We start from the raw sequence: 18310 nt of genomic DNA on the forward strand, positions 1-18310 counted from the left end.
GACCCAACCGGATGGCCCCGCCATGCCGGGCGAACGTGCTGGCGGAAACTAAAAATGCCTGTGCTGCGTTAGCCCCGGCGTCCGAACAGCTTTTCGATGTCGGCCAGCTTCAACTCCACATAGGTAGGGCGGCCATGATTGCACTGGCCGGAATGCGGCGTCGCCTCCATCTGGCGCAGCAGATGGTTCATCTCCTCGCCATTGAGGCGTCGGCCAGCGCGCACAGAGCCGCGGCAGGCCATATTGCCCATCACTTCCTCAAACCGCTCTTTCAGGGCAAGGCCCGCATCATATTCGGCAAAATCATCGGCCAGATCGCGGATCAGGCCTGCCGCGTCCATCTCTCCGAACAGGGCCGGGGTTGCCCTCACACAGATGGCCCCGACCCCAAACGGCTCGATCTCCAGCCCCAGATCGGCCAGTTCTTCCGCGCGCTCCAGCACCCGTTCGGCCTCATCCTCTGACAATTCCACCACATCGGGGATCAGCAGCGCCTGACGCTTCACACCGCCGGCCGCCATCTGGCGCTTCATGTCCTCATAGACGAGGCGCTCATGCGCGGCGTGCTGGTCCACGATGACAATGCCATCCGCCGTCTGCGCCACCACATAAGTCTCGTGCAGCTGCGCGCGCGCCACGCCCAGCGGAAAGTCTTTCGGCGCAGCTTGCGGTGCCATCGCGTCCGGCTCGACCCGCGCAGACGGCGCCCCGTCCTGGCGCCAGTCGGGCACTTGGGATGGGGCATAGCCTGGCGCATAAGCGGGCGCAGGGCTTTCCTGAAAGCCCGCCCCATGCAGGCCGGACGGCTCCAGCGGCGCATCCACATCCGGACCGACAGGCTGGCGATAATAGGAAGAGGGCGAGGCCTGCCGTTCCGGCGCAGGCGGCACAGACCAGAGATTGGGCGCTGTCGCCTCCTCGATCTTCACCTTGCCCAGCGCATAGTCCGCCACCGTGGTGGAGGCCCGGTGCCCCGCCGCCGCCAGTGCATGGCGCAGCGCACCGATCATCAGCCCCCGCACATTGCCTGCATCGCGAAAGCGTACTTCGGTCTTCGCCGGATGCACGTTCACATCAACATATTCCGGATCCAGATCCACAAACAGCGCGGCCAGCGGATGCCGGTCCCGCGCCAGGAAATCCTGATAGGCTGCCCGGATCACGCCATTCAGCATGCGGTCTTTCACAGGCCGTCCATTGACAAACAGAAACTGCATCTGCGCATTGCCGCGGTTCAGCGTCGGCAGGCCGGCAAAGCCGCTGAGGCGCACGCCTTCACGCTCAGCGTCGATCTTCAGCGCATTGTCTTTGAAATCCCGCCCCATGATCGCACCCAGTCGCGCCAGATGGCCCGCCGCGCCCTCTGCCTCCACGCCATAGCGCAGACTGCTGCGGCCATTGTTTTCCAGGCTGAAAGCCACGTCCGGATTGGCCATGGCCAGGCGCTTCATCGTGTCGGTCACGGCCATGCTCTCGGCGCGCTCGCCTTTCATGAATTTCAGGCGGGCAGGTGTCGCATGGAACAGGTCACGCACTTCAATGCGCGTGCCCGTCTCGCCCCGCCCGGTAAAGGCTGACGGCTTCGGCCCTTCCACGCGGCCTGCCTCGATGAACACTTCCGCCGCGTCCTCGCCTGCTGCACGCGACGAGATGCTCATCCGGCTGACCGAGGCGATGGAGGGCAGCGCCTCACCGCGAAAGCCCATTGTGTGGATGTTCAAAAGGTCAACCCGGCCTGCATCATCCGGCACAAGTTTTGAGGTGGCATGCCGCTCCAGCGCGACAACGAGATCGTCTGCAGTCATGCCGCAGCCATCATCCTCGATGATCATGCGCTTCAGGCCGCCTGCCTCGATCGAGACCGAAATGCGCCGCGCGCCTGCGTCCAGTGCGTTCTCGACCAGCTCCTTCACAGCCGCGGCGGGCCGCTCCACCACTTCGCCAGCCGCGATACGATTCACGACATCCGGAGAGAGCTTGCGAATTTTGGGTCTGGAACGAACGGAATCAGCCATGCATACAGGATAACGCGGCAGACAGGCTTTGTCCCCGTCTGCCGCGCACCGCATCAGTCGCCTACGCGTGCGTCGTCCCTGCGCCCTTCAAACGGGGGTTACAGGACGTGCCTATAAGGGGTTTCCCTGGCGGCGGCCTGTTGCCGCAGCGCGCAAGCGCACACCCTGCCCACTCACCTAACCCATTGTATTTACTGGGATACTGGCCAGTGCGAACCTGATTAAAGGGACATTTGCAAATTACCGCGATCACGCCCAGTATGCAGCCGAACATAAGCTGGAGCATTGTTTTCCCATGAAGATTTATCATTCCACCGCCCTTGCAGCGGCCTCTCTTCTGGCCCTCGCAGCCTGCGGAAAGCAGGAGGCGCCTGCGCCGGAACCTGCCGCCACCCCGCCCGCGACCGAAGCGCCAGCTACCGAAACGCCTTCTGAAACGCCCGCCGAAACTGCTCCAGCCGCAGCCGAAACGGACACGGCCGCAACACCTGCAGCAGCACCTGCTGGCGACACATCAACGGCCATCGCGGACGCAACCTCTCCCTTCGCGGACCTGCCAGCACCGTACAATACAGCAGACTACAATCGTGGCCGCCGCACCTTCAAGCTATGCCAGTCCTGCCATATCCTTACGGAAGGCGGCGGCAATCTGGTCGGCCCGAACCTGTACGGCCTGTTCGGCCGCGAGGCTGGTTCCCTCGAAGGCTTTGCCTATTCCCCGGCTCTTCAGGAAGCTGACTTCATCTGGACCCCGGACAAGGTGGACCACTGGCTGGAAAACCCGAATACTTTTCTGGCTGGCAACCGCATGACCTTCGCAGGCGTGCGCAAGCCTGAAGACCGGGTCGCGGTCGTCGCCTATCTGATGTCCGAAACCGGATATGACGCATCGAAGATGCCGGCTGACGAATAGGTCAGTGTTTGACAGTCATGGCGAGCAGGATGGCCTGCTCGTCATACTCTCCTGCAAATTCCTGGCGGTAGCCAAGGGCCAGATCGGCCCACGAAAAATGATAGCCGAGCTTGGTCTCATACTTGTTTGAGTCCGCCGTATCATTGCCCCGCTCAATCCAGAGCTGCTGGCTGAGAAAGACATTCTTCCATAAATCGACGCCATAACCGATCTCGGCGCGATAGCGCGTGCAGCCATCCTCGTGGCGGATCACTGCGGCATCAGCAAAGGTATAGAAGCTGCGCTTGCCCCGAACACCTGACAGGCCTCCACTTAATCGCGCCTCGGCGCCCCAGGCATCGCAACCAAAGACTCCGGCAACCGAACTGCCATAGACTAGCCCGACCTCTGCCCCGACAGCCCAGCCCTTGTGAGACAAGAGCTGTCGACGCACCGACAGCCGGGCGGCTTCCTTGTCCAGGTCATAATCGCTGTCATAGGTCACGGCTTCCGACTTTGCGGTCACCAGCCACCCATCAGCAAAGCCATATTCCCCATAGAGTTCGACCCGATTGCCATCGATGTCTTCAAGCTCTTCCTGCGTGACGGCGGCCTGCAGGTACCAATTCCCCTGCTCTTGTGCCCATGGCCCAGCCCAAGCTGGAGCGACCAGGCACAGGCCTCCGCATGCGATCCCCCAAAAGCCCCTCATTCGATAATATTTACTACAGGAATTTGAGGTTGAAAACTACTTAATTCCTTATAAAGGCCACGCCCGCCCTTCCAGCACGGTGCGGTAGCCGTCCGGGTCTTCGAATGTGTAGCCCGCTTTGTCCCAATAGGGATTGAAAGAGGCGACGGGAGGAAAGCCGGCGGCCATCATGCGATCAACCATCTGTTGAAGCAGGTCAGCCTTGGGAACATAGAACACCAACAAATGGTCCTGGCTGGGAGAGCGTCCGGCCGTGTGCCCCTGTGTGCAGGTGAACTCCAAATGATAGGGCGCGCCAGGATGGCCGAGCATGATGCCATCAATTCCGGCATGGCCCTGGAAACTTCCGATCAGCTCAAACCCCAGCCCTGTACAGTAAAAGGGCAGCAAGGCATCAAGATTGTCGGTTGGGCGCGCTACGCGCAGCTTGCGGGATTTCAGAAGTGTCATGACATCTCTTCAATAAGGTCAGACATGCCGATTACGTGCTCAAGCTAGGTTGAGGTCAAGCCGAGAAATGCGAAAGCCCCGTCCAGCAAGCTGGCGGGGCTTTATCATGCAGAAACCGCTCAGGGCCTTAGAGGCGGAAACGGATCTGGTCTGACCAGAAGCGCTCAAGGCGCGAAATCGTCTTGTTCAATTGGGACAGGTCGTCCGGCCGCACGCTAGCCGTCGGCTCAAGAGCACCGGCCTGTTTTTCGAACAGGGACGCGACACGCTTGCGAACTTTCAGGCCGCGCTCGGTCAGGCGCAGCGTCACCGTGCGCTTGTCATCTTCAGAGCGGGTCTGGATCAGATAGCCGCCTTCCTGAAGCTTTTTGACGTTATAGGAGAGGCTGGTGCCAGCAAATGCACCACGGGCACGCAGGACAGATGCCGGAGCTTCTCCTTCGCCAATTTCGTAAAGAAGCAGAGCCTGAACACCCGTAAGGGAGCGTTCCCCGGCGCGCTCCAGATCGTCTTTTACGACGTCGTGAAGACGACGGTGCGCCTGCTCAAGTAAAGAGAGAGACTTAAGGAAAGACTCACCAAGGGAAAGGTCTGCAGTTTCCTGCAATTCAGCAATCATCATTTTCACCACCACTCAACTTTTGTTGTAGTTTGAAGAGAAATACACGACCAATCCTAATGAATTGATAAGCATGTCCCTTTTTCAAGTGATGATGGTTAATATTCGGGCGAATACATTAACCGTTACTATTGCGTAACGATTTCAGCGCGCTGAATTGTGGATAAGTCCGTAGTATTCGCTCAGGCAAACGTATCAGACATATTCTGGATGCCGTATTTCGGGCTGGGCCCGTGCTTGTTCGGCTCGGCACGGCTGTCGATGAACATGAAGATCATCACGATGAACCAGCCGATATAAGGAATGAAGTTAAGCAAATACATCCAGCCCGACAAATCCTGGTCGTGCAGGCGGCGCACGGTGACGGATATTCCCGGAATAATATTGTAGAGCACCCAAAGCGAGGTGAAGATCGGGAAGAAGGCATCGGAGCTTGAAGCCATGCCAGACAGACTGGCCATGATCGTAACGTCGACAACAAAGGCCATCACAGTTACCAGCCACGAAAACAGGACATAGCCCCAATACTCCTGACGGCGCGCACGCCCAGTAAACTTGAAATACCGGACAGAAATCGCCTTCAGGAAATAAGTGAAGATACCTTCACTCTTCTGCGTCATTGGCGGCGAGTAAGTATTGGCGGGATGAACATAGCTGGGCTGGGCAGCTGAGGGGGCAGCGGCATGACCAGCGCCCAGCAAGTATATATCACGCGCCTCTTCGCCCGCTGGCACAAAGTCCACGATATGTCCGGGCACCAGGCGATTGCCGTCCCTGGCTTGCTGCTGAGAGAAGCTGTAACGAACTCCATCATCCCCAAGGATGAGCCCCTGTCCGTCATCGGAGTCTGTTTTCAATACCTGGCCGCGCATATCTGCTCCCTGAACTGCTGTAGCGTTTACACTCGGGAAGCAAGGCGATGTCCACCCGTTCAGTCCCCGAAGATCAGCTCATTGTCGCCGAGCGGCTCAAAATAGCGAGCCACATCTGCTTCGCTGACCTGTTCCAGCGTGGGCGGATTCCAATTCGGCGCGTTATCCTTATCAATAATCACCGCGCGCACGCCTTCGATGAAGTCATGGCTCTGCACCTTGCGCCAGCCAATGCGGTATTCCATACGCATATTATCTTCAAACTTATCCAGCTTGCCGCCCTCGCGGACCTGGCGCAGTGCGACCTTGACCGTCTCAGGAGACTTGGTGCGGATCGTCTGAGCCTGTTGCCCCCCCCACTCGCCGCCTTCGGCTTCCAGTGCAGCCACAATCTCCTCGGCAGTCTCTTTGGCGAAGCAGGCGTCGATCACATCGCGGTGAGCCTCAAAGCTGCCCGCCGGCACAGCATGGGTCAGTCCGCGCAGGATCTCGTTCAGCATTTCGGCCGCGCCAACGGAGAAGTCCGCCCCGGCGATCTGTGTCTTGAGATTGGGCACCAGTTCGGATGGCAGATAATGCGTTGCCACTTTCGCGGCGGCCACGTCTGCGCCTTTCAGGCGCGCGCCCGTCAGCGCCAGCCAGGTGCCCAACTCTCCCGCCAGGCGTGGCAGGAACCAGCCGCCGCCGACATCCGGAAACAGGCCGATCCCGGTCTCCGGCATGGCGAACACGGTTCGCTCTGTCGCGATGCAGTGAGAGCCATGAACGGACAGCCCCACTCCGCCGCCCATCGTGACGCCATCGGCGATCGCCAAGACAGGCTTGGGGAAGGATTCCAGCGCAGCATTCATGCGGTATTCGACATTGAAGAAGGCGCGCGCCTCGCTGGCATCGCCCTGCCCGCTTTCGGCCAGCATGCGAATGTCCCCGCCTGCGCAGAAGCCGCGCGTGTCATCCTGATGGTCGATCATGACGAGATAAACCGTCGGGTCATCGGCCCAACGCTCCAGCGCCGCCAGAATGGTCTCACACATCGGGGCGTTCAGGGCATGGAGCGCCTTGGGCCGGGTCAAGGTGATATGCCCGACGCCTTTTCGCACACTTACCGATACTTCATCCGACATAATACATCCCTTTGATACCGCCTCTGACTGGCGCCTGTTTCGTAGCCCGTACACCTACCGCTGATGTCAGCGCAATCAAGTCTGCCCACGGGGCAATTCTTAACAATATCCGAACGAGATTCTTGAATTCGCGAAATTCCCAATTCGCGAATGTTTACACATGTTAGGTATAAGTCCGGGTCATGAGAGAACATGATGCATCCGGGCCAGACCAACGCGGCCGTCGCACGCCGGTGATTGAAAAGGGCATTCTGAAGCTGGGCCTGTTCAAATCTGTCCAGTGCGAAATTCGTGACATCTCCTCCGGGGGCGCGCGGATCGTTACGCCGAACGGCATGGACCTGCCGGAAGAATTCTCCATTCGCATTGCCCGCCAAAAACGCGCACGCCCGTGCCTGCGCCGCTGGCAGAGCGGCCGCGAAACCGGCATTGAATTTATCTAGCCCCAGTATAAAACGCAGATCCCACGCCTCAGAGTGTTACCCGACACTCCGGTTATGACTGCGCGATATCAGGCCATTGGCATCGCACGCTCAATCAGGCGCGCCTGATCGACGCCTTCTGCGATATCGCCATACATCAGCCCCTTGCGAGACGGGTCCAGGCGCTGAAGGCAGAACGCCTCAAACACAAAGTCCGGCGCTGAGCCATGAAGCGCCGCTGCCTGCAGGGCGAGAGCCATATCCTGAACGAAAGCGCGGGCACGGCCTTCATGCAGGCTGCCAGGTTGCAGATAGCCTGATAAAGCCTGAATGTGCGCATCATAGAAACGGTGCGCGCCCAGCGGCTTTTTCAGCTCCGCCTGCACGGCCTCCAGACTGTCCGGTTCGCGTGACAACGCGCGCAGCACGTCCAGCGCGATAACATTGCCGCTGCCTTCCCAGATCGCATTCAGCGGCGACTGACGGAACAGGCGCGGCATCGGCCCTTCTTCCACATAGCCCGCGCCTCCATGGCATTCGAGCGTCTCATAGACAAAACCCGGCTGGCGCTTGCAGACCCAGTATTTCGCAATCGGCGTTGCCAGCCGCATAAAGGCGGCTTCGCGCGCATTCTCCGCCGCGCGGTCCAGGCTGGCCCCGATGCGCAAGGCAATGGCGGTGGCCGCTTCACTCTCGATCACCAGATCTGCCAGCACGGCGCGCATGGCGGGTTGGTCCTGCAACGTCTTCTGGAACACACGCCGCTGGGAGGTGTGCCACAGCGCCTGCACCAGCGCCGCGCGCATGCCGCCCGTTGAGCCGAGGATGCAGTCATAGCGCGTATGCTGCACCATCCCGATAATCGTCCGCACACCCCGCCCCTCCGGGCCGACGCGCTGGGCCCAGGCGCCGTGATACTCAATCTCTGAAGACGCATTTGACTTGTCGCCCATCTTGTCCTTCAGGCGCATGATGTGGATGCCATTGCGCGTGCCATCCGGCCGCCAGCGCGGCACGAGGAAACAGGTCAGCCCGTCTTCGGTATAGGCCAGCGTCAGGAAGGCGTCGGACATGGGCGCGGAGCAGAACCATTTATGGCCGGTCAGCAGGTAATTGCCCTGCCCGTCCGGCATGGCTCGGGTCGTGTTCGAACGCACATCACTGCCGCCCTGCTTTTCCGTCATCGCCATACCGATGGTGACGCCGGTCTTCTGGTCTGCCGGAAGGAACCGTCCGTCATAGGAAGATGCCTTGACACGCGGCACCCAGGTTTTGGCAACAGACGGCTCTGCCATCAGGGCCGGAACGGAGGCATAGGTCATGGACATGGGACACGTCACGCCTGCATCGGCCTGGTTCATCAGGATCATCATCGCGCCGTGCAGCACATGACCCGCCTGTGGCCGCGTCCATGCCCCAGCCGACAGGCCATTGTCCAGCGCCATGGCCATCAGCTTGTGATAGGCAGGGTGAAATTCCACCTCGTCCAGCCGATGTCCGTAGCGGTCAAAGCTTTTCAGCCTGGGCGGGCTCTCCTGCGCCTGACGCGCCCATTCGAGCGTTTCAAACGCACCGCATTTCGCCCCGAAGGCCGACAGATGCCCGGCATGGACACTGCCACTAGCCGCCTCCACCGCGCCTATCAGGGCCCGGTCCGTGGCGAACAGGTTTACGTCGCCAAAGGGGCTTGGCTGATTGGAGACAGTGTGCGTCTCCAGCTCTGCCTGCGGATGATAATGCGTCATACGGGTCTCCCTGTGGAGCGCTTACGGCCCCTCTGTCAGCAGCTTAGTATCACAATGCCAGCACGCTTCTGCGGCGCCGGCGCCTATGGGGCTGCCCGGCGGGACATCGACTGCGGGCGAGACCGGCAGCGCAGGCTGGCTCGGACGGTCCAGATGCGCCAGCACGCGGCGGGCGATCTCGTCACGCGTCGCCACATCCAGCGGGTTTGCCTTGCGTGAGCGTGAGACAACCCGGCGGCCCAGCGCACTGAGATAGGCATTGGTGCGGGCCGTGATCTCCGGCGTGGCCTGACCACCCGCCGCCAGATCAATCAGCATGGAGACATATCGCATCTGTTCGCGGCGCAGGATTTCCGCCTGACGCGGTGTCTTCGCATCCTCGAACAGGGCCTGCTCAATTTCGCGCAGCACGTCTTCATAGGTCAGCGCACCCGTATTGCGGCGCTCCTGCTCGACCAGCCTGCCGATACGGGCCGGATGCAGCAAGGCGGTCAGCGTTTCGGTGGCAGCGGTGTCTGCGGCGGTCAGCAGGTCAAACTGCGCGCCCGTTGTGCCGGGGAAATATTCCGCCCCGCCACCACCTGAGCCGAAGGAGCCAAGCGTCGGGGTGAGCAGATTCAACGTGGAATCCGGCATGTCCAGCACAGCCGGGTCCAACGTGTCGACCAGCGCCGAAAGCGCCCCGCGTTGCTGGTCTGCAGGCACGACCTTCCCACGCTCGCCACCATCGCCTTTCTCGGAATAGCGGAATTCATAGCCGCCAATCATCTTGGAAGCCGCCGCGATCTGATAGCGGTGATAAAGATAGACCGGTACGATAACGGCGCGCAGATGAGAGGTTGGCTGGTCAGCGCGCACAGAGTCCAGGCCGAACCGGTCCAGCGCCACCTTGCGAACCCGCATCGCCTCGATCAGTGCGGCTACGGGGTCTGCGCCGTTGTCCCAGACGCTGGCATAGGGGTGGGCCGTGCCGACGCCGCGTCCCTGCGGATCATCCACAAAACGCAGACCGCTGGCATAGGCGGATTTCAGCAATTCATCCCCTGATGCTTTTTCATCCGTACCGGGTGCGTACTGGTTGTAGAGCCACATGGTGGCGACCTTGTCCCAAACGCCGATGCCGGTGTCATAGGCATCCGAGAAATCCAGATTGCCATCCTGGCCCACCCAGACCAGCGGCGCGGGATAATCCATTACCGAGGCGCGATTGTTCGCAGACGCTGCAAAATTGTGGGCAAAGCCGAGTGTATGCCCCACTTCATGGGCCGCCAGTTGGCGAATTCGGGAGAGGGAAATCTCCACAGGATCATCCGCCGCGCCGGTTCCGGTTTTGGAGGTTCCGGCCAGACCTTCAAAGATCATTCGGTCCTGACGCACGCGCTGGCTGCCGAGGATGACATTGGCCTTCAGCATCTCGCCCGTACGTGGGTCGGCCACGCCGCCGCCATAGGACCAACCGCGTGTCTGGCGGTGCACCCATTGGATCACATTATAGCGCACGTCCAGCGGATGTGCGCCTTCGGGCAGAACCTCAACGCGGTAGGAGTCCGGAAAGCCTGCGGCCTCAAAAGCCTGCGCCCACCAGGACGCACCCTCGATCAGCGCATCGCGGATTTCCTTGGGGGCGCCGGAGTCCACATAGAAGACAATCGGCTCCCTGGCCGGGCTGCTCTCTGCTAACGGGTCCTGCTTTTCAAGGCGGAACCGGCGCGCGAAGGCCTGGCGCACCTGCCCGGACAATGGGGCGGAGAAATCATAGAAGGGCATGTCGATGGTGCCGCTGCGCGGATCGAACATGCGCGGGGTGTAGCCATCATCCGGCAGACGCACGAGCGAGGTGTGCTGGACCAGCGTGACAGAGCGCGGATCCGCCGCCGTGGCCCAGACTTCCGATTTCGGGTCATCACTTGTCAGGGTCAGGAAGGCGTCGAACTCCACATTGTCGGGAAAGGCCAGCGCGGCAGAAACATCCGGCATGGAGAGGTTTTGCGACAGCTGGAACGATCCGCCCTGCGGATGGCGCCTCAATGAGGATCGCACGTCCAGTGCGTCCCGTGTCAGGAAGCCGGACATATCGACCAACAGTTCGCCGTCTGCGCCCGTGCCGATGATCTCACCGGACCAGAGGAAGCTCTGCGCGAAGGATTCGCGTACGGATTTGCGCTCACGCGGATTGTCAGCCGTGGCGCGGTAGTACCAGTTTTCCTGCTGGGCGACCAGCTTGTTTCCGACCTTGCGAAAGGCGACGATATCGCCTCCGCTTGCCCGTCCGCGATCGAGTCCAATCGGGTTGGAGCCGAGCCCAGCTGTCAGGCCGCTGGAATGGATCGCGCGCAGCGAGACACCCTCTTCATCCGGCGCCGGGAAGGCCGCAAGAACGCGCCCGCCATCATTATCCAGATAGAGATCCACAAAGCCGTCCTTGTGAACCAGTGACGCTGTTTCCTCTTTCCAGTCAGCCGATTGCGCAGCCGCCACCGGAAGAATAAGCGCTGAGAGCAACGCCACAACAAGCCCCTTGAAACCTCGCACGAAATACCTCTCCCGATCTGAAAACACCGCCTGCACGGTGCCGCAGATTGCGACAGGGTTCAAACCCTTTCCAGTACAATTGCAGCAGCAATGCCTTTTATGGGAGCATGTTCGCACGCTTGCGGAAGATCGCCAGGCAGGCTGATGTGGCCGTTTCCGGCAACACAGCCTATATCCTTGCCCCAAAGCGGCTGAATGGAAGACAAGACTCATGGCAGATGACAGCAAGATCGGCCTGCGCGAAGCGGTCTCCATTGGCATTGGCGGCATGGTCGGTGGCGGCATCTTTGCCGTACTGGGGCTGGCAGCGGATCTGGCAAAGGGGGGCACACCGATCGCGTTCCTGTTCGCAGGCCTGATCGCACTGGTTACGTCCTACAGCTATGTGCACCTCTCGCGCGCCTATCCGGACCGGGGCGGCACGGTGCGCTTCATCAATGAAGGCTTTGGCAAGAGTGTCTTCAGCGGCGGCATCAACAATCTGCTCTGGGTCAGCTATATCATCATGCTGTCGCTCTATGCCTCTGCCTTTGGCTCCTACGCGCCAAATTTGTGGGCCATCACCGGCGATAAGCAGCTGGACCCGCACATCTATTCCAGCGCGATCATCATCATTGCCACTGCGGTCAATTATTACAGCATCAAGATTGTCGGCTCGATCGAGTCCTTCGCCGTCATCATCAAGCTGATCATTCTGCTCGGCTTTGTCGGCATCGGCGCGGCGGGCCTGCCGGGCAATGCCAATCTGGGGCAGCTCAACATGTCTCACTGGGAATCTCCGCTAACGCTGGTGACGGCAGGCATGATCATCTTCGTGGCGTATGAGGGATTTGAGCTGATCGCGAATGCCGCCCCAGACATCAAATCACCGGAAAAAAATATCGCCCGCGCCTATTATATCTCGGTCATTTTCGTGATCCTGCTCTATCTGGCCATCGCAATCATCACTGTAGGCTCCCTGCCCTTTGACCAGATCAAGACCGCGCAGGATTATGTGCTGGCCGAGGCCGCCAAGCCCATGCTGGGCCAAGTGGGCTTTACGATCATCACCATCGCCGCGCTGATCTCCACCTTCTCCGCCATCAATGCTTCCCTCTATGGCGGCAGCCGGGTCAGCTATGAGATCGCCGAGGATGACGAATTGCCCCATGAGTTCACGGCGCAATTCTGGAACCAGCCCATCGGCCTGATGCTCACGGCCATCGCAACATTAATCCTGGTCAATACGCTGAAGCTGGAGAGCATTTCCACAACAGGTAGTATCGGCTTTCTTCTAATCTTCGCCATTGTGAATCTGGTTGGAGTACGGAAGGCTGAGGACATCACGGGATCAAAATGGATTCCCGGGTTTGGCGCCTTTCTGTGCTTTGCCGCACTGGCCGCCCTGCTCGCCCACAACTACCAGACGAGCAAGGTGAATTTGCTGATCGCAGGCGGCATCATGGCGGCCTGCTTTGGCGCGGAATGGATCTACAAGCGCAAGAAGACAGCCGACACGGCGGGCTAGTCTTTCAGCATGTCCCGGCTGATGATGACGCGCATGATCTCGTTCGTGCCTTCAAGGATCTGGTGCACGCGCAGATCGCGCACGATACGCTCCACGCCATAGTCTGCCAGATAGCCATAACCGCCATGGATCTGCAGCGCATCATTGGCCACCTTGAAAGCGGTATCGGTGACAAAGCGCTTCGCCATGGCGCACCAGCGGGTTGCGTCCGGTGTCTTGCCATCAAGACGACCAGCGGCCTCATAAAGCATCACGCGGGCGGCCTGAAGCTCTGTTTCCATATCGGCCAGTTTGAAACGTGTGTTCTGGAAGTCCGCAATCGGCTTGCCGAACTGTTCGCGCTCCTTGGCATAGGTCACGGCCTTGTCGAGCGCGAGCTGAGCGCCTCCGAGCGCCGCCGCGGCAATGTTCAGGCGGCCGCCATCCAGCCCCGCCATGGCGAAGCGGAAGCCGTGACCTTCCTCGCCAATGCGGTTCGCAGCAGGCACGCGCACACCGTCAAGAATCACCTGACGCGTCGGTTGGTTTTTCCAGCCCATTTTGCGCTCATTCGCCCCGAAGCTGAGCCCCGGCGTATCCTTTTCGATGATGAAAGTTGAGACGCCCTTGGCGCCATCATCAGAGGTGCGCGCCATCAGGATATAGACGTCAGATGTGCCCGCGCCGGAAATGAACTGTTTCGTGCCGGTGATGACATACTCATCCCCTTCGCGCACAGCGCGCGTCTTGAGGCTCGCCGCATCAGAGCCAGCCCCCGGCTCTGTTAAGCAATAAGAGGCGATCAGTTCCATGCTGGTCAGGCGTGGCAGCCAGGCCTGACGCTGCTCGTCTGAGGCGAACGTGTCGATCATCCAGCTGGCCATGTTGTGGATGGAAATGAAGGCCGCCGTAGAAACATCGCCATAGGCCAGTTGTTCGAAAATCAGGGCCGCATCTGTCCGCGTCAGGGCACTGCCGCCGACATCTTCCTTCACATAAATGCCGGCAAAGCCCAGCTCGGCCGCCTGCTTGATCACATCGACCGGGAAGTGGCTGGTCTCATCCCATTTCTCTGAGTGTGGCAGCAATTTATCCTCAGCGAACTTCCGCGCCATGTCGCGGATCATGATTTGTTCGTCAGAAAACAATGCACTCATTGGCTTTTACCTTTATTATCGCCTAAGACGTCCTCTTGGGAATTGAATGGGCCGGGCAGAATGTCAATCCAAAGGGCGCTTGCCGGATATACAATCGGGACGGCTTTCACAACTGATGTGGAGGCCCTGATCCTTATTGACTATGCGGCAGGACAACTGTTTGCGCCAACCGGCCTGTTGTCGGAAGAGGCCTTGCAGGACCATGTACCCGGCGAAATCCTGCATGCTGCCGCCGAATCGGGAGACCTTTTCGCGGCGCGCTTGCCAGACGAAACGCCCGTGGGATTCGCGCTCGTCTCCCTGCGCGGCGGCACGCTGTATCTGGACCAGTTGAGCGTTCATCCTGACCATGGACAACGCGGCATTGGCGCGGCCCTTCTTAACCATGTGGCCGCCGAAGCACGCCGCCGGAAACTGCGCCGGGTGACCCTCTCCACCTTCCGCGACCTGCCCTGGAACGGGCCGTTCTATGCCAAGCATGGCTTTCGGGAGATCCGCCGAGGCGACATGACCGACTGGATGCTGGAACTAGAGCAGATCCAGGCCGAGGATCTGGACGTGTCGAAACGCTGTTTCATGGTGCGTAAAATTGGCTGGTTGTAGGCCACGCTGAATGGGATACTAAGTCAGCCATGACTTACTTCCCGCAAACCTTCCCCGCCACCCGTCTGCGCCGCCTTCGGCAGAGCCCATGGGTGCGTTCGCTGGTCGGCGAAAATACGCTGACCCCCGCTGACCTGATCTGGTCTGTCTTCGTGCATGATGGCGAGGGCCGCGTGCCGGTGGTCAGCCTGCCGGGCGTGGACCGCCTCAGCGTGGACGAGGCCGCAAAGGCCGCGGTACGCGCAAGAGAGCTGGGCATCCCGGCCATCGCGCTGTTCCCCTATATCGGGCCAGAAGGCAAAGACGACACAGGCTCGGGCGCGCTGGACCCGGACGGGCTGGTGCCCCGCGCGCTGCGCGCCATGAAGGCCGCTGCGCCGGAAGTGGGCCTGATCACCGATGTCGCGCTGGACGCCTATACCAGCCATGGCCATGATGGCCTGCTGGATGATGATGGCACCATTCCAAATGATGCGACGACGGAGAAACTGGTGCAGCAGGCGCTGGCCCATGCCGCTGCGGGCGCAGATGTCGTCGCGCCGTCTGACATGATGGATGGCCGTATCGGCGCGATCCGTCAGGCCTTTGAGGATGAAGGCTTCACGAATATGATGATCCTGGCCTATGCGGCCAAATATGCGAGCGGCTTTTACGGCCCCTATCGCGACGCCATCGGCTCGTCCGCCTCTCTCAAGGGTGACAAGAAGACGTACCAACAAGACCCGGCCAACTCTGACGAGGCACTGCGCGAAGTCGCCATGGATCTGGCCGAAGGTGCAGACATGGTGATGGTGAAACCCGGTCTTCCGTATCTGGACATTGTGCACCGCGTCTCCAGCACGTTCGGTGTGCCGACGGTCGCCTATCAGGTCTCCGGCGAATACGCCCAGATCAAGGCCGCCGCGCAGAATGGCTGGATCGACGGCGACCGCGTGATGATGGAATCCCTGATGTGCTTCAAACGCGCCGGGGCCAGCGGGATTATTACGTATTTCGCGGAAGAGGCAGCGGTGAAATTGGGAGGGTAGCCCTACGCGGACTCATCCCGAGCTATGTCGAAGGATGAAGGGGTATAGAGACTGCTCACAGCCTCACCCCGCCAGCCGCTCCAGGTGCCCCAGCAGCATTTGAAGGGTCAGTTCCCTTGCGCGGCCTTCTGGTTTGCCGATCAGTTTGCCGAGGGACGGGCCGAAAAGGCCGACGCCGACGGCCAAAGTGACGCTGAGCAGGATCAGGTCTTCGGCCGAGTCTGACGGCACGCCAGCGTTTGAGATTTTCTTCTGCGCGACATCCTGCACGGCCTGGCGCACCACGGTCAGCCGACTCGTCTCATCCGTCAGTTCCAGCCAGGCGGCGAGTCTTGCCGCGCCGCGCGTCTCAAAGGCATCAAACAGCGTCTTCAGGCCATCCGCCCGCGCCGCCGCCGGCGCATCTGCGGGGATCTCGATGGCCATGATACTGTCCACCAGATCCGCGATCATCCGCTCCATCAGCGCCTGCTGAACCGCATCAATCGAGCCGAAATGATGCAGCACAGTGGCATTCGCGACACCCGCTGCCTTGGCCACATCGGCGAGCCTCAGGGATTGCGGGCCCTGTTGTACCAGCAGGGATTCCGCCGCCGACAGGATGTTGGCACGGGACTCTTCCGGCGTCCGGCGGACCCGGGGCGTATCATTTTTCGTTATTGACATTTTTGTCGGTAGCTCTATTTCTATCTTAAAGAGTGTTGTTCGACTATTTGCATAAGGCAATAAACACAATGGCAAGCAAACGCACACCCGAAGATGTAACAATTCTTCCCCGCGACCTTCACTTTGACATGGACGGCGCCAATGCCGCGCACTGGCTGGATGGTGACCCGGTCGCGACGGCGGTGTTCAACGCCATGTCGCTTACCTTCCCGGATGGCGAGCGTATGTTCATGGATGCGGTGAAAGCCTTTCGCGGCGAAGTCTCAGGCAAGCTGGCGCAGGATGTGAAAGACTTTGTCGCGCAGGAAGCCATCCACTCCCGCGAGCATCATTTGCTGAACAACAAGATCGACCGGCAGAAATATCCCGTCGCAAAGATTGAAGCGGCCATTGCGGAACGTGTTGCGTTTGCGCGCTCAGGCGGGCGGTTCCGTATGCTGATGGGCACGATCTGTCTGGAGCACTTCACGGCCATGATGGCCGATCTGATGACCGATATGACCGCAAATAACATCGCCCTGTTCAGCAAGACTGACCCGGCACTGGAACGCCTGTGGCGCTGGCATGCGATGGAAGAGACAGAGCACAAGGCCGTGGCCTATGATGTGTTTATGGAAGCCACAAAGGACTGGCACCCGCTGAAGCGCTACTTCCGTCGCAGCCTGTCCATGCTGATCATTACGAAATACTTCACGCGGAATATTGCCACCTATTCCACGCAGTTGCTGATGGCTGACGGGTATACGGAAAAAGATGCCCAGCGCGCAGTGAAACAGTTCTTGTGGAAAACACCCGCCCTGTTCGGCAAGGGCTGGAAAACATGGCTCTCCTGGTTCAAACCCGGTTTCCACCCATGGGATCACGACAACCGGGATGTCATGGCAGACTGGAAAGCGGAATTCAGCGCTGTTCCGGCGGAATAAGCTTCAGGCTGAGGGCACCATGCCGCGTGGATGAAAAATCCGTAATCTGATGAGGTGCAACCCTTCAGGCGCTGTTCATGTGTGCAACGTCATCCCATTCCTGACACGATCTGCGTTTAGTCAGATCGCCTTTACAGGCCTGTTCAGGAGACCCAGATGATCCGCACCCTTTGCCTTGGCGCCGCCCTCACCGTGTTTGCCGCATCCCCGGCCCTCGCCCAGACACGATCTGATGAGGTTGCCAGTTGCATGATCCGCAATTCGACAGAGGAAGACGTCGCGCAGATGAAGCAGCTGATGTTGCTGGCCCTGCAGGACAGGAAGGATGAGGCAACCTCCACACTGGCAGGCCTGATGATGAAGGCGGGAGTCAGCGCCTCCGGAAACTGCGGCGTCGGCTTCAGCGAAATGACGAGCCCTATGTTCGAAGCCGCCATGCGCCAATATGGCGAACATCTCGGCACCATCGTCATGGAGCGCGCCTTCACCATGATGGAATTACCGACGCAATAAGTCGCCACAGGAGCAGGCCTGAACTGCCACTTGCGTCATTCACCAAAGAGCGCGACACCTTGGCCATGGCCAAACTGCTGATCATCTATCATTCCCGCACCGGCGGCACGCGCCAGATGGCAGAGGCTGCGCTCCAGGCTGCGCAGGCAGAAACGGACGCCGTGCTGAAGCGCGCCGAAGACACCCAGCCGGAAGACCTGCTGGCGGCGGAGGGCTATCTCTTTGCGGCACCGGAAAATCTCGCTGCGCTATCCGGTGAGATGAAGGAATTCTTTGACCGGTGCTATTATCCGGTGCTCGGAAAGCTGGAAGGCAGGCCTTATGGCCTGATGATCTGCGCCGGCTCAGATGGCAACAACGCCCTGAAACAGGCCGCCCGCATCGCCACGGGCTGGCGCCTGAAGCAGGTGCAGCCGCCCTTCATCATTTGCACCCATGCGCAGACAGAGGAGGATATCCTCGCCGAGAAGACGATCCCGGAAGACGCACTGGAGACTTGCCGGGAGTTGGGCGCAGCGCTCGGCGCAGGTCTGGAAATGGGCGTATTCTGA

The 18310-nt window shown here is 60.1% G+C and carries 18 protein-coding genes; 8 read left to right on the forward strand and 10 right to left on the reverse strand.

The window, feature by feature from the left end; all coding sequences use genetic code 11:
• Positions 1 to 68: 68 nt before the first annotated feature.
• Positions 69 to 2015, reverse strand: coding sequence for a DNA mismatch repair endonuclease MutL (gene mutL / locus HY2_RS07940; RefSeq protein WP_034826509.1), 1947 nt, complete (start codon positions 2013 to 2015; stop codon positions 69 to 71).
• 295 nt (positions 2016 to 2310) lie between these two features.
• Here mutL and HY2_RS07945 point away from each other — a divergent pair, with 295 nt between their 5' ends.
• Complete coding sequence (locus HY2_RS07945) at positions 2311 to 2928, forward strand: c-type cytochrome (RefSeq protein ID WP_034826446.1); 618 nt, start codon at positions 2311 to 2313, stop codon at positions 2926 to 2928.
• Between the two features lies 1 nt (position 2929).
• Here the strand turns inward: HY2_RS07945 and HY2_RS07950 are convergent, their stop codons facing one another.
• The 5 genes from HY2_RS07950 to HY2_RS07970 form a co-directional block, all read right to left on the reverse strand.
• Entirely contained in the window at positions 2930 to 3619 is a 690-nt protein-coding gene (locus tag HY2_RS07950) for a hypothetical protein (protein WP_034826448.1), read from the reverse strand.
• Positions 3620 to 3667: 48 nt separating this feature from the next.
• A complete protein-coding gene (locus tag HY2_RS07955) occupies positions 3668 to 4069 on the reverse strand; it encodes a VOC family protein (RefSeq protein ID WP_034826450.1) in 402 nt (133 codons plus the stop codon).
• A gap of 127 nt (positions 4070 to 4196) precedes the next feature.
• Positions 4197 to 4691: a MarR family winged helix-turn-helix transcriptional regulator gene (locus HY2_RS07960; protein ID WP_112062110.1), complete on the reverse strand. Its 495-nt coding sequence runs from the start codon at positions 4689 to 4691 to the stop codon at positions 4197 to 4199.
• A gap of 179 nt (positions 4692 to 4870) precedes the next feature.
• The gene (locus HY2_RS07965; protein ID WP_034826454.1) at positions 4871 to 5560 is read right to left on the reverse strand and encodes a DUF805 domain-containing protein; all 690 of its coding nucleotides are present in this window, start codon (positions 5558 to 5560) and stop codon (positions 4871 to 4873) included.
• A 59-nt stretch (positions 5561 to 5619) separates the two neighbouring features.
• Complete coding sequence (locus HY2_RS07970; protein ID WP_034826456.1) at positions 5620 to 6684, reverse strand: enoyl-CoA hydratase/isomerase family protein; 1065 nt, start codon at positions 6682 to 6684, stop codon at positions 5620 to 5622.
• Between the two features lie 182 nt (positions 6685 to 6866).
• Between HY2_RS07970 and HY2_RS07975 the strand changes: the two genes are divergently transcribed.
• Positions 6867 to 7127 (forward strand): PilZ domain-containing protein, encoded by a 261-nt coding sequence (locus tag HY2_RS07975; RefSeq protein WP_034826458.1) that lies wholly within the window; start codon positions 6867 to 6869, stop codon positions 7125 to 7127.
• 68 nt (positions 7128 to 7195) lie between these two features.
• Here the strand turns inward: HY2_RS07975 and HY2_RS07980 are convergent, their stop codons facing one another.
• Together HY2_RS07980 and HY2_RS07985 are read right to left on the reverse strand one after the other, a co-directional pair.
• Positions 7196 to 8851: an acyl-CoA dehydrogenase family protein gene (locus HY2_RS07980; RefSeq protein ID WP_034826460.1), complete on the reverse strand. Its 1656-nt coding sequence runs from the start codon at positions 8849 to 8851 to the stop codon at positions 7196 to 7198.
• Positions 8852 to 8872: 21 nt separating this feature from the next.
• Positions 8873 to 11383, reverse strand: a complete 2511-nt coding sequence (locus HY2_RS07985; protein WP_034826510.1) for a zinc-dependent metalloprotease — start codon at positions 11381 to 11383, stop codon at positions 8873 to 8875.
• A 211-nt stretch (positions 11384 to 11594) separates the two neighbouring features.
• Between HY2_RS07985 and HY2_RS07990 the strand changes: the two genes are divergently transcribed.
• Positions 11595 to 12890 carry an APC family permease gene (locus HY2_RS07990; RefSeq protein ID WP_034826463.1) on the forward strand — a complete coding sequence of 432 codons (1296 nt, stop codon included), beginning with the start codon at positions 11595 to 11597 and terminating at the stop codon, positions 12888 to 12890.
• Here the strand turns inward: HY2_RS07990 and HY2_RS07995 are convergent.
• Positions 12887 to 14026, reverse strand: coding sequence for an acyl-CoA dehydrogenase family protein (locus HY2_RS07995; RefSeq protein WP_034826467.1), 1140 nt, complete (start codon positions 14024 to 14026; stop codon positions 12887 to 12889). The genes HY2_RS07990 and HY2_RS07995 overlap by 4 nt on opposite strands.
• Before the next feature lie 60 nt (positions 14027 to 14086).
• Here HY2_RS07995 and HY2_RS08000 point away from each other — a divergent pair, with 60 nt between their 5' ends.
• Together HY2_RS08000 and hemB are read left to right on the forward strand one after the other, a co-directional pair.
• Entirely contained in the window at positions 14087 to 14629 is a 543-nt protein-coding gene (locus HY2_RS08000; protein ID WP_051594846.1) for a GNAT family N-acetyltransferase, read from the forward strand.
• A gap of 29 nt (positions 14630 to 14658) precedes the next feature.
• Positions 14659 to 15657, forward strand: a complete 999-nt coding sequence (gene hemB, locus HY2_RS08005; RefSeq protein ID WP_034826470.1) for a porphobilinogen synthase — start codon at positions 14659 to 14661, stop codon at positions 15655 to 15657.
• A 63-nt stretch (positions 15658 to 15720) separates the two neighbouring features.
• Here the strand turns inward: hemB and HY2_RS08010 are convergent, their stop codons facing one another.
• The gene (locus tag HY2_RS08010; RefSeq protein ID WP_034826473.1) at positions 15721 to 16323 is read right to left on the reverse strand and encodes a TetR/AcrR family transcriptional regulator; all 603 of its coding nucleotides are present in this window, start codon (positions 16321 to 16323) and stop codon (positions 15721 to 15723) included.
• A 68-nt stretch (positions 16324 to 16391) separates the two neighbouring features.
• On the opposite strand from HY2_RS08010, the gene HY2_RS08015 reads away from it, so the two are divergent.
• The 3 genes from HY2_RS08015 (at position 16392) to HY2_RS08025 (ending at position 18310) form a co-directional block, all read left to right on the forward strand.
• Positions 16392 to 17246: a metal-dependent hydrolase gene (locus HY2_RS08015; protein ID WP_034826476.1), complete on the forward strand. Its 855-nt coding sequence runs from the start codon at positions 16392 to 16394 to the stop codon at positions 17244 to 17246.
• Between the two features lie 156 nt (positions 17247 to 17402).
• On the forward strand, positions 17403 to 17759 hold the full coding sequence (locus HY2_RS08020; RefSeq protein WP_034826479.1) for a hypothetical protein: 357 nt from the start codon (positions 17403 to 17405) through the stop codon (positions 17757 to 17759).
• A 65-nt stretch (positions 17760 to 17824) separates the two neighbouring features.
• Positions 17825 to 18310: a flavodoxin family protein gene (locus HY2_RS08025; RefSeq protein WP_034826481.1), complete on the forward strand. Its 486-nt coding sequence runs from the start codon at positions 17825 to 17827 to the stop codon at positions 18308 to 18310.

It is taken from the genome of Hyphomonas pacifica (assembly GCF_000682675.1).
Taxonomy (GTDB): domain Bacteria; phylum Pseudomonadota; class Alphaproteobacteria; order Caulobacterales; family Hyphomonadaceae; genus Hyphomonas; species Hyphomonas pacifica.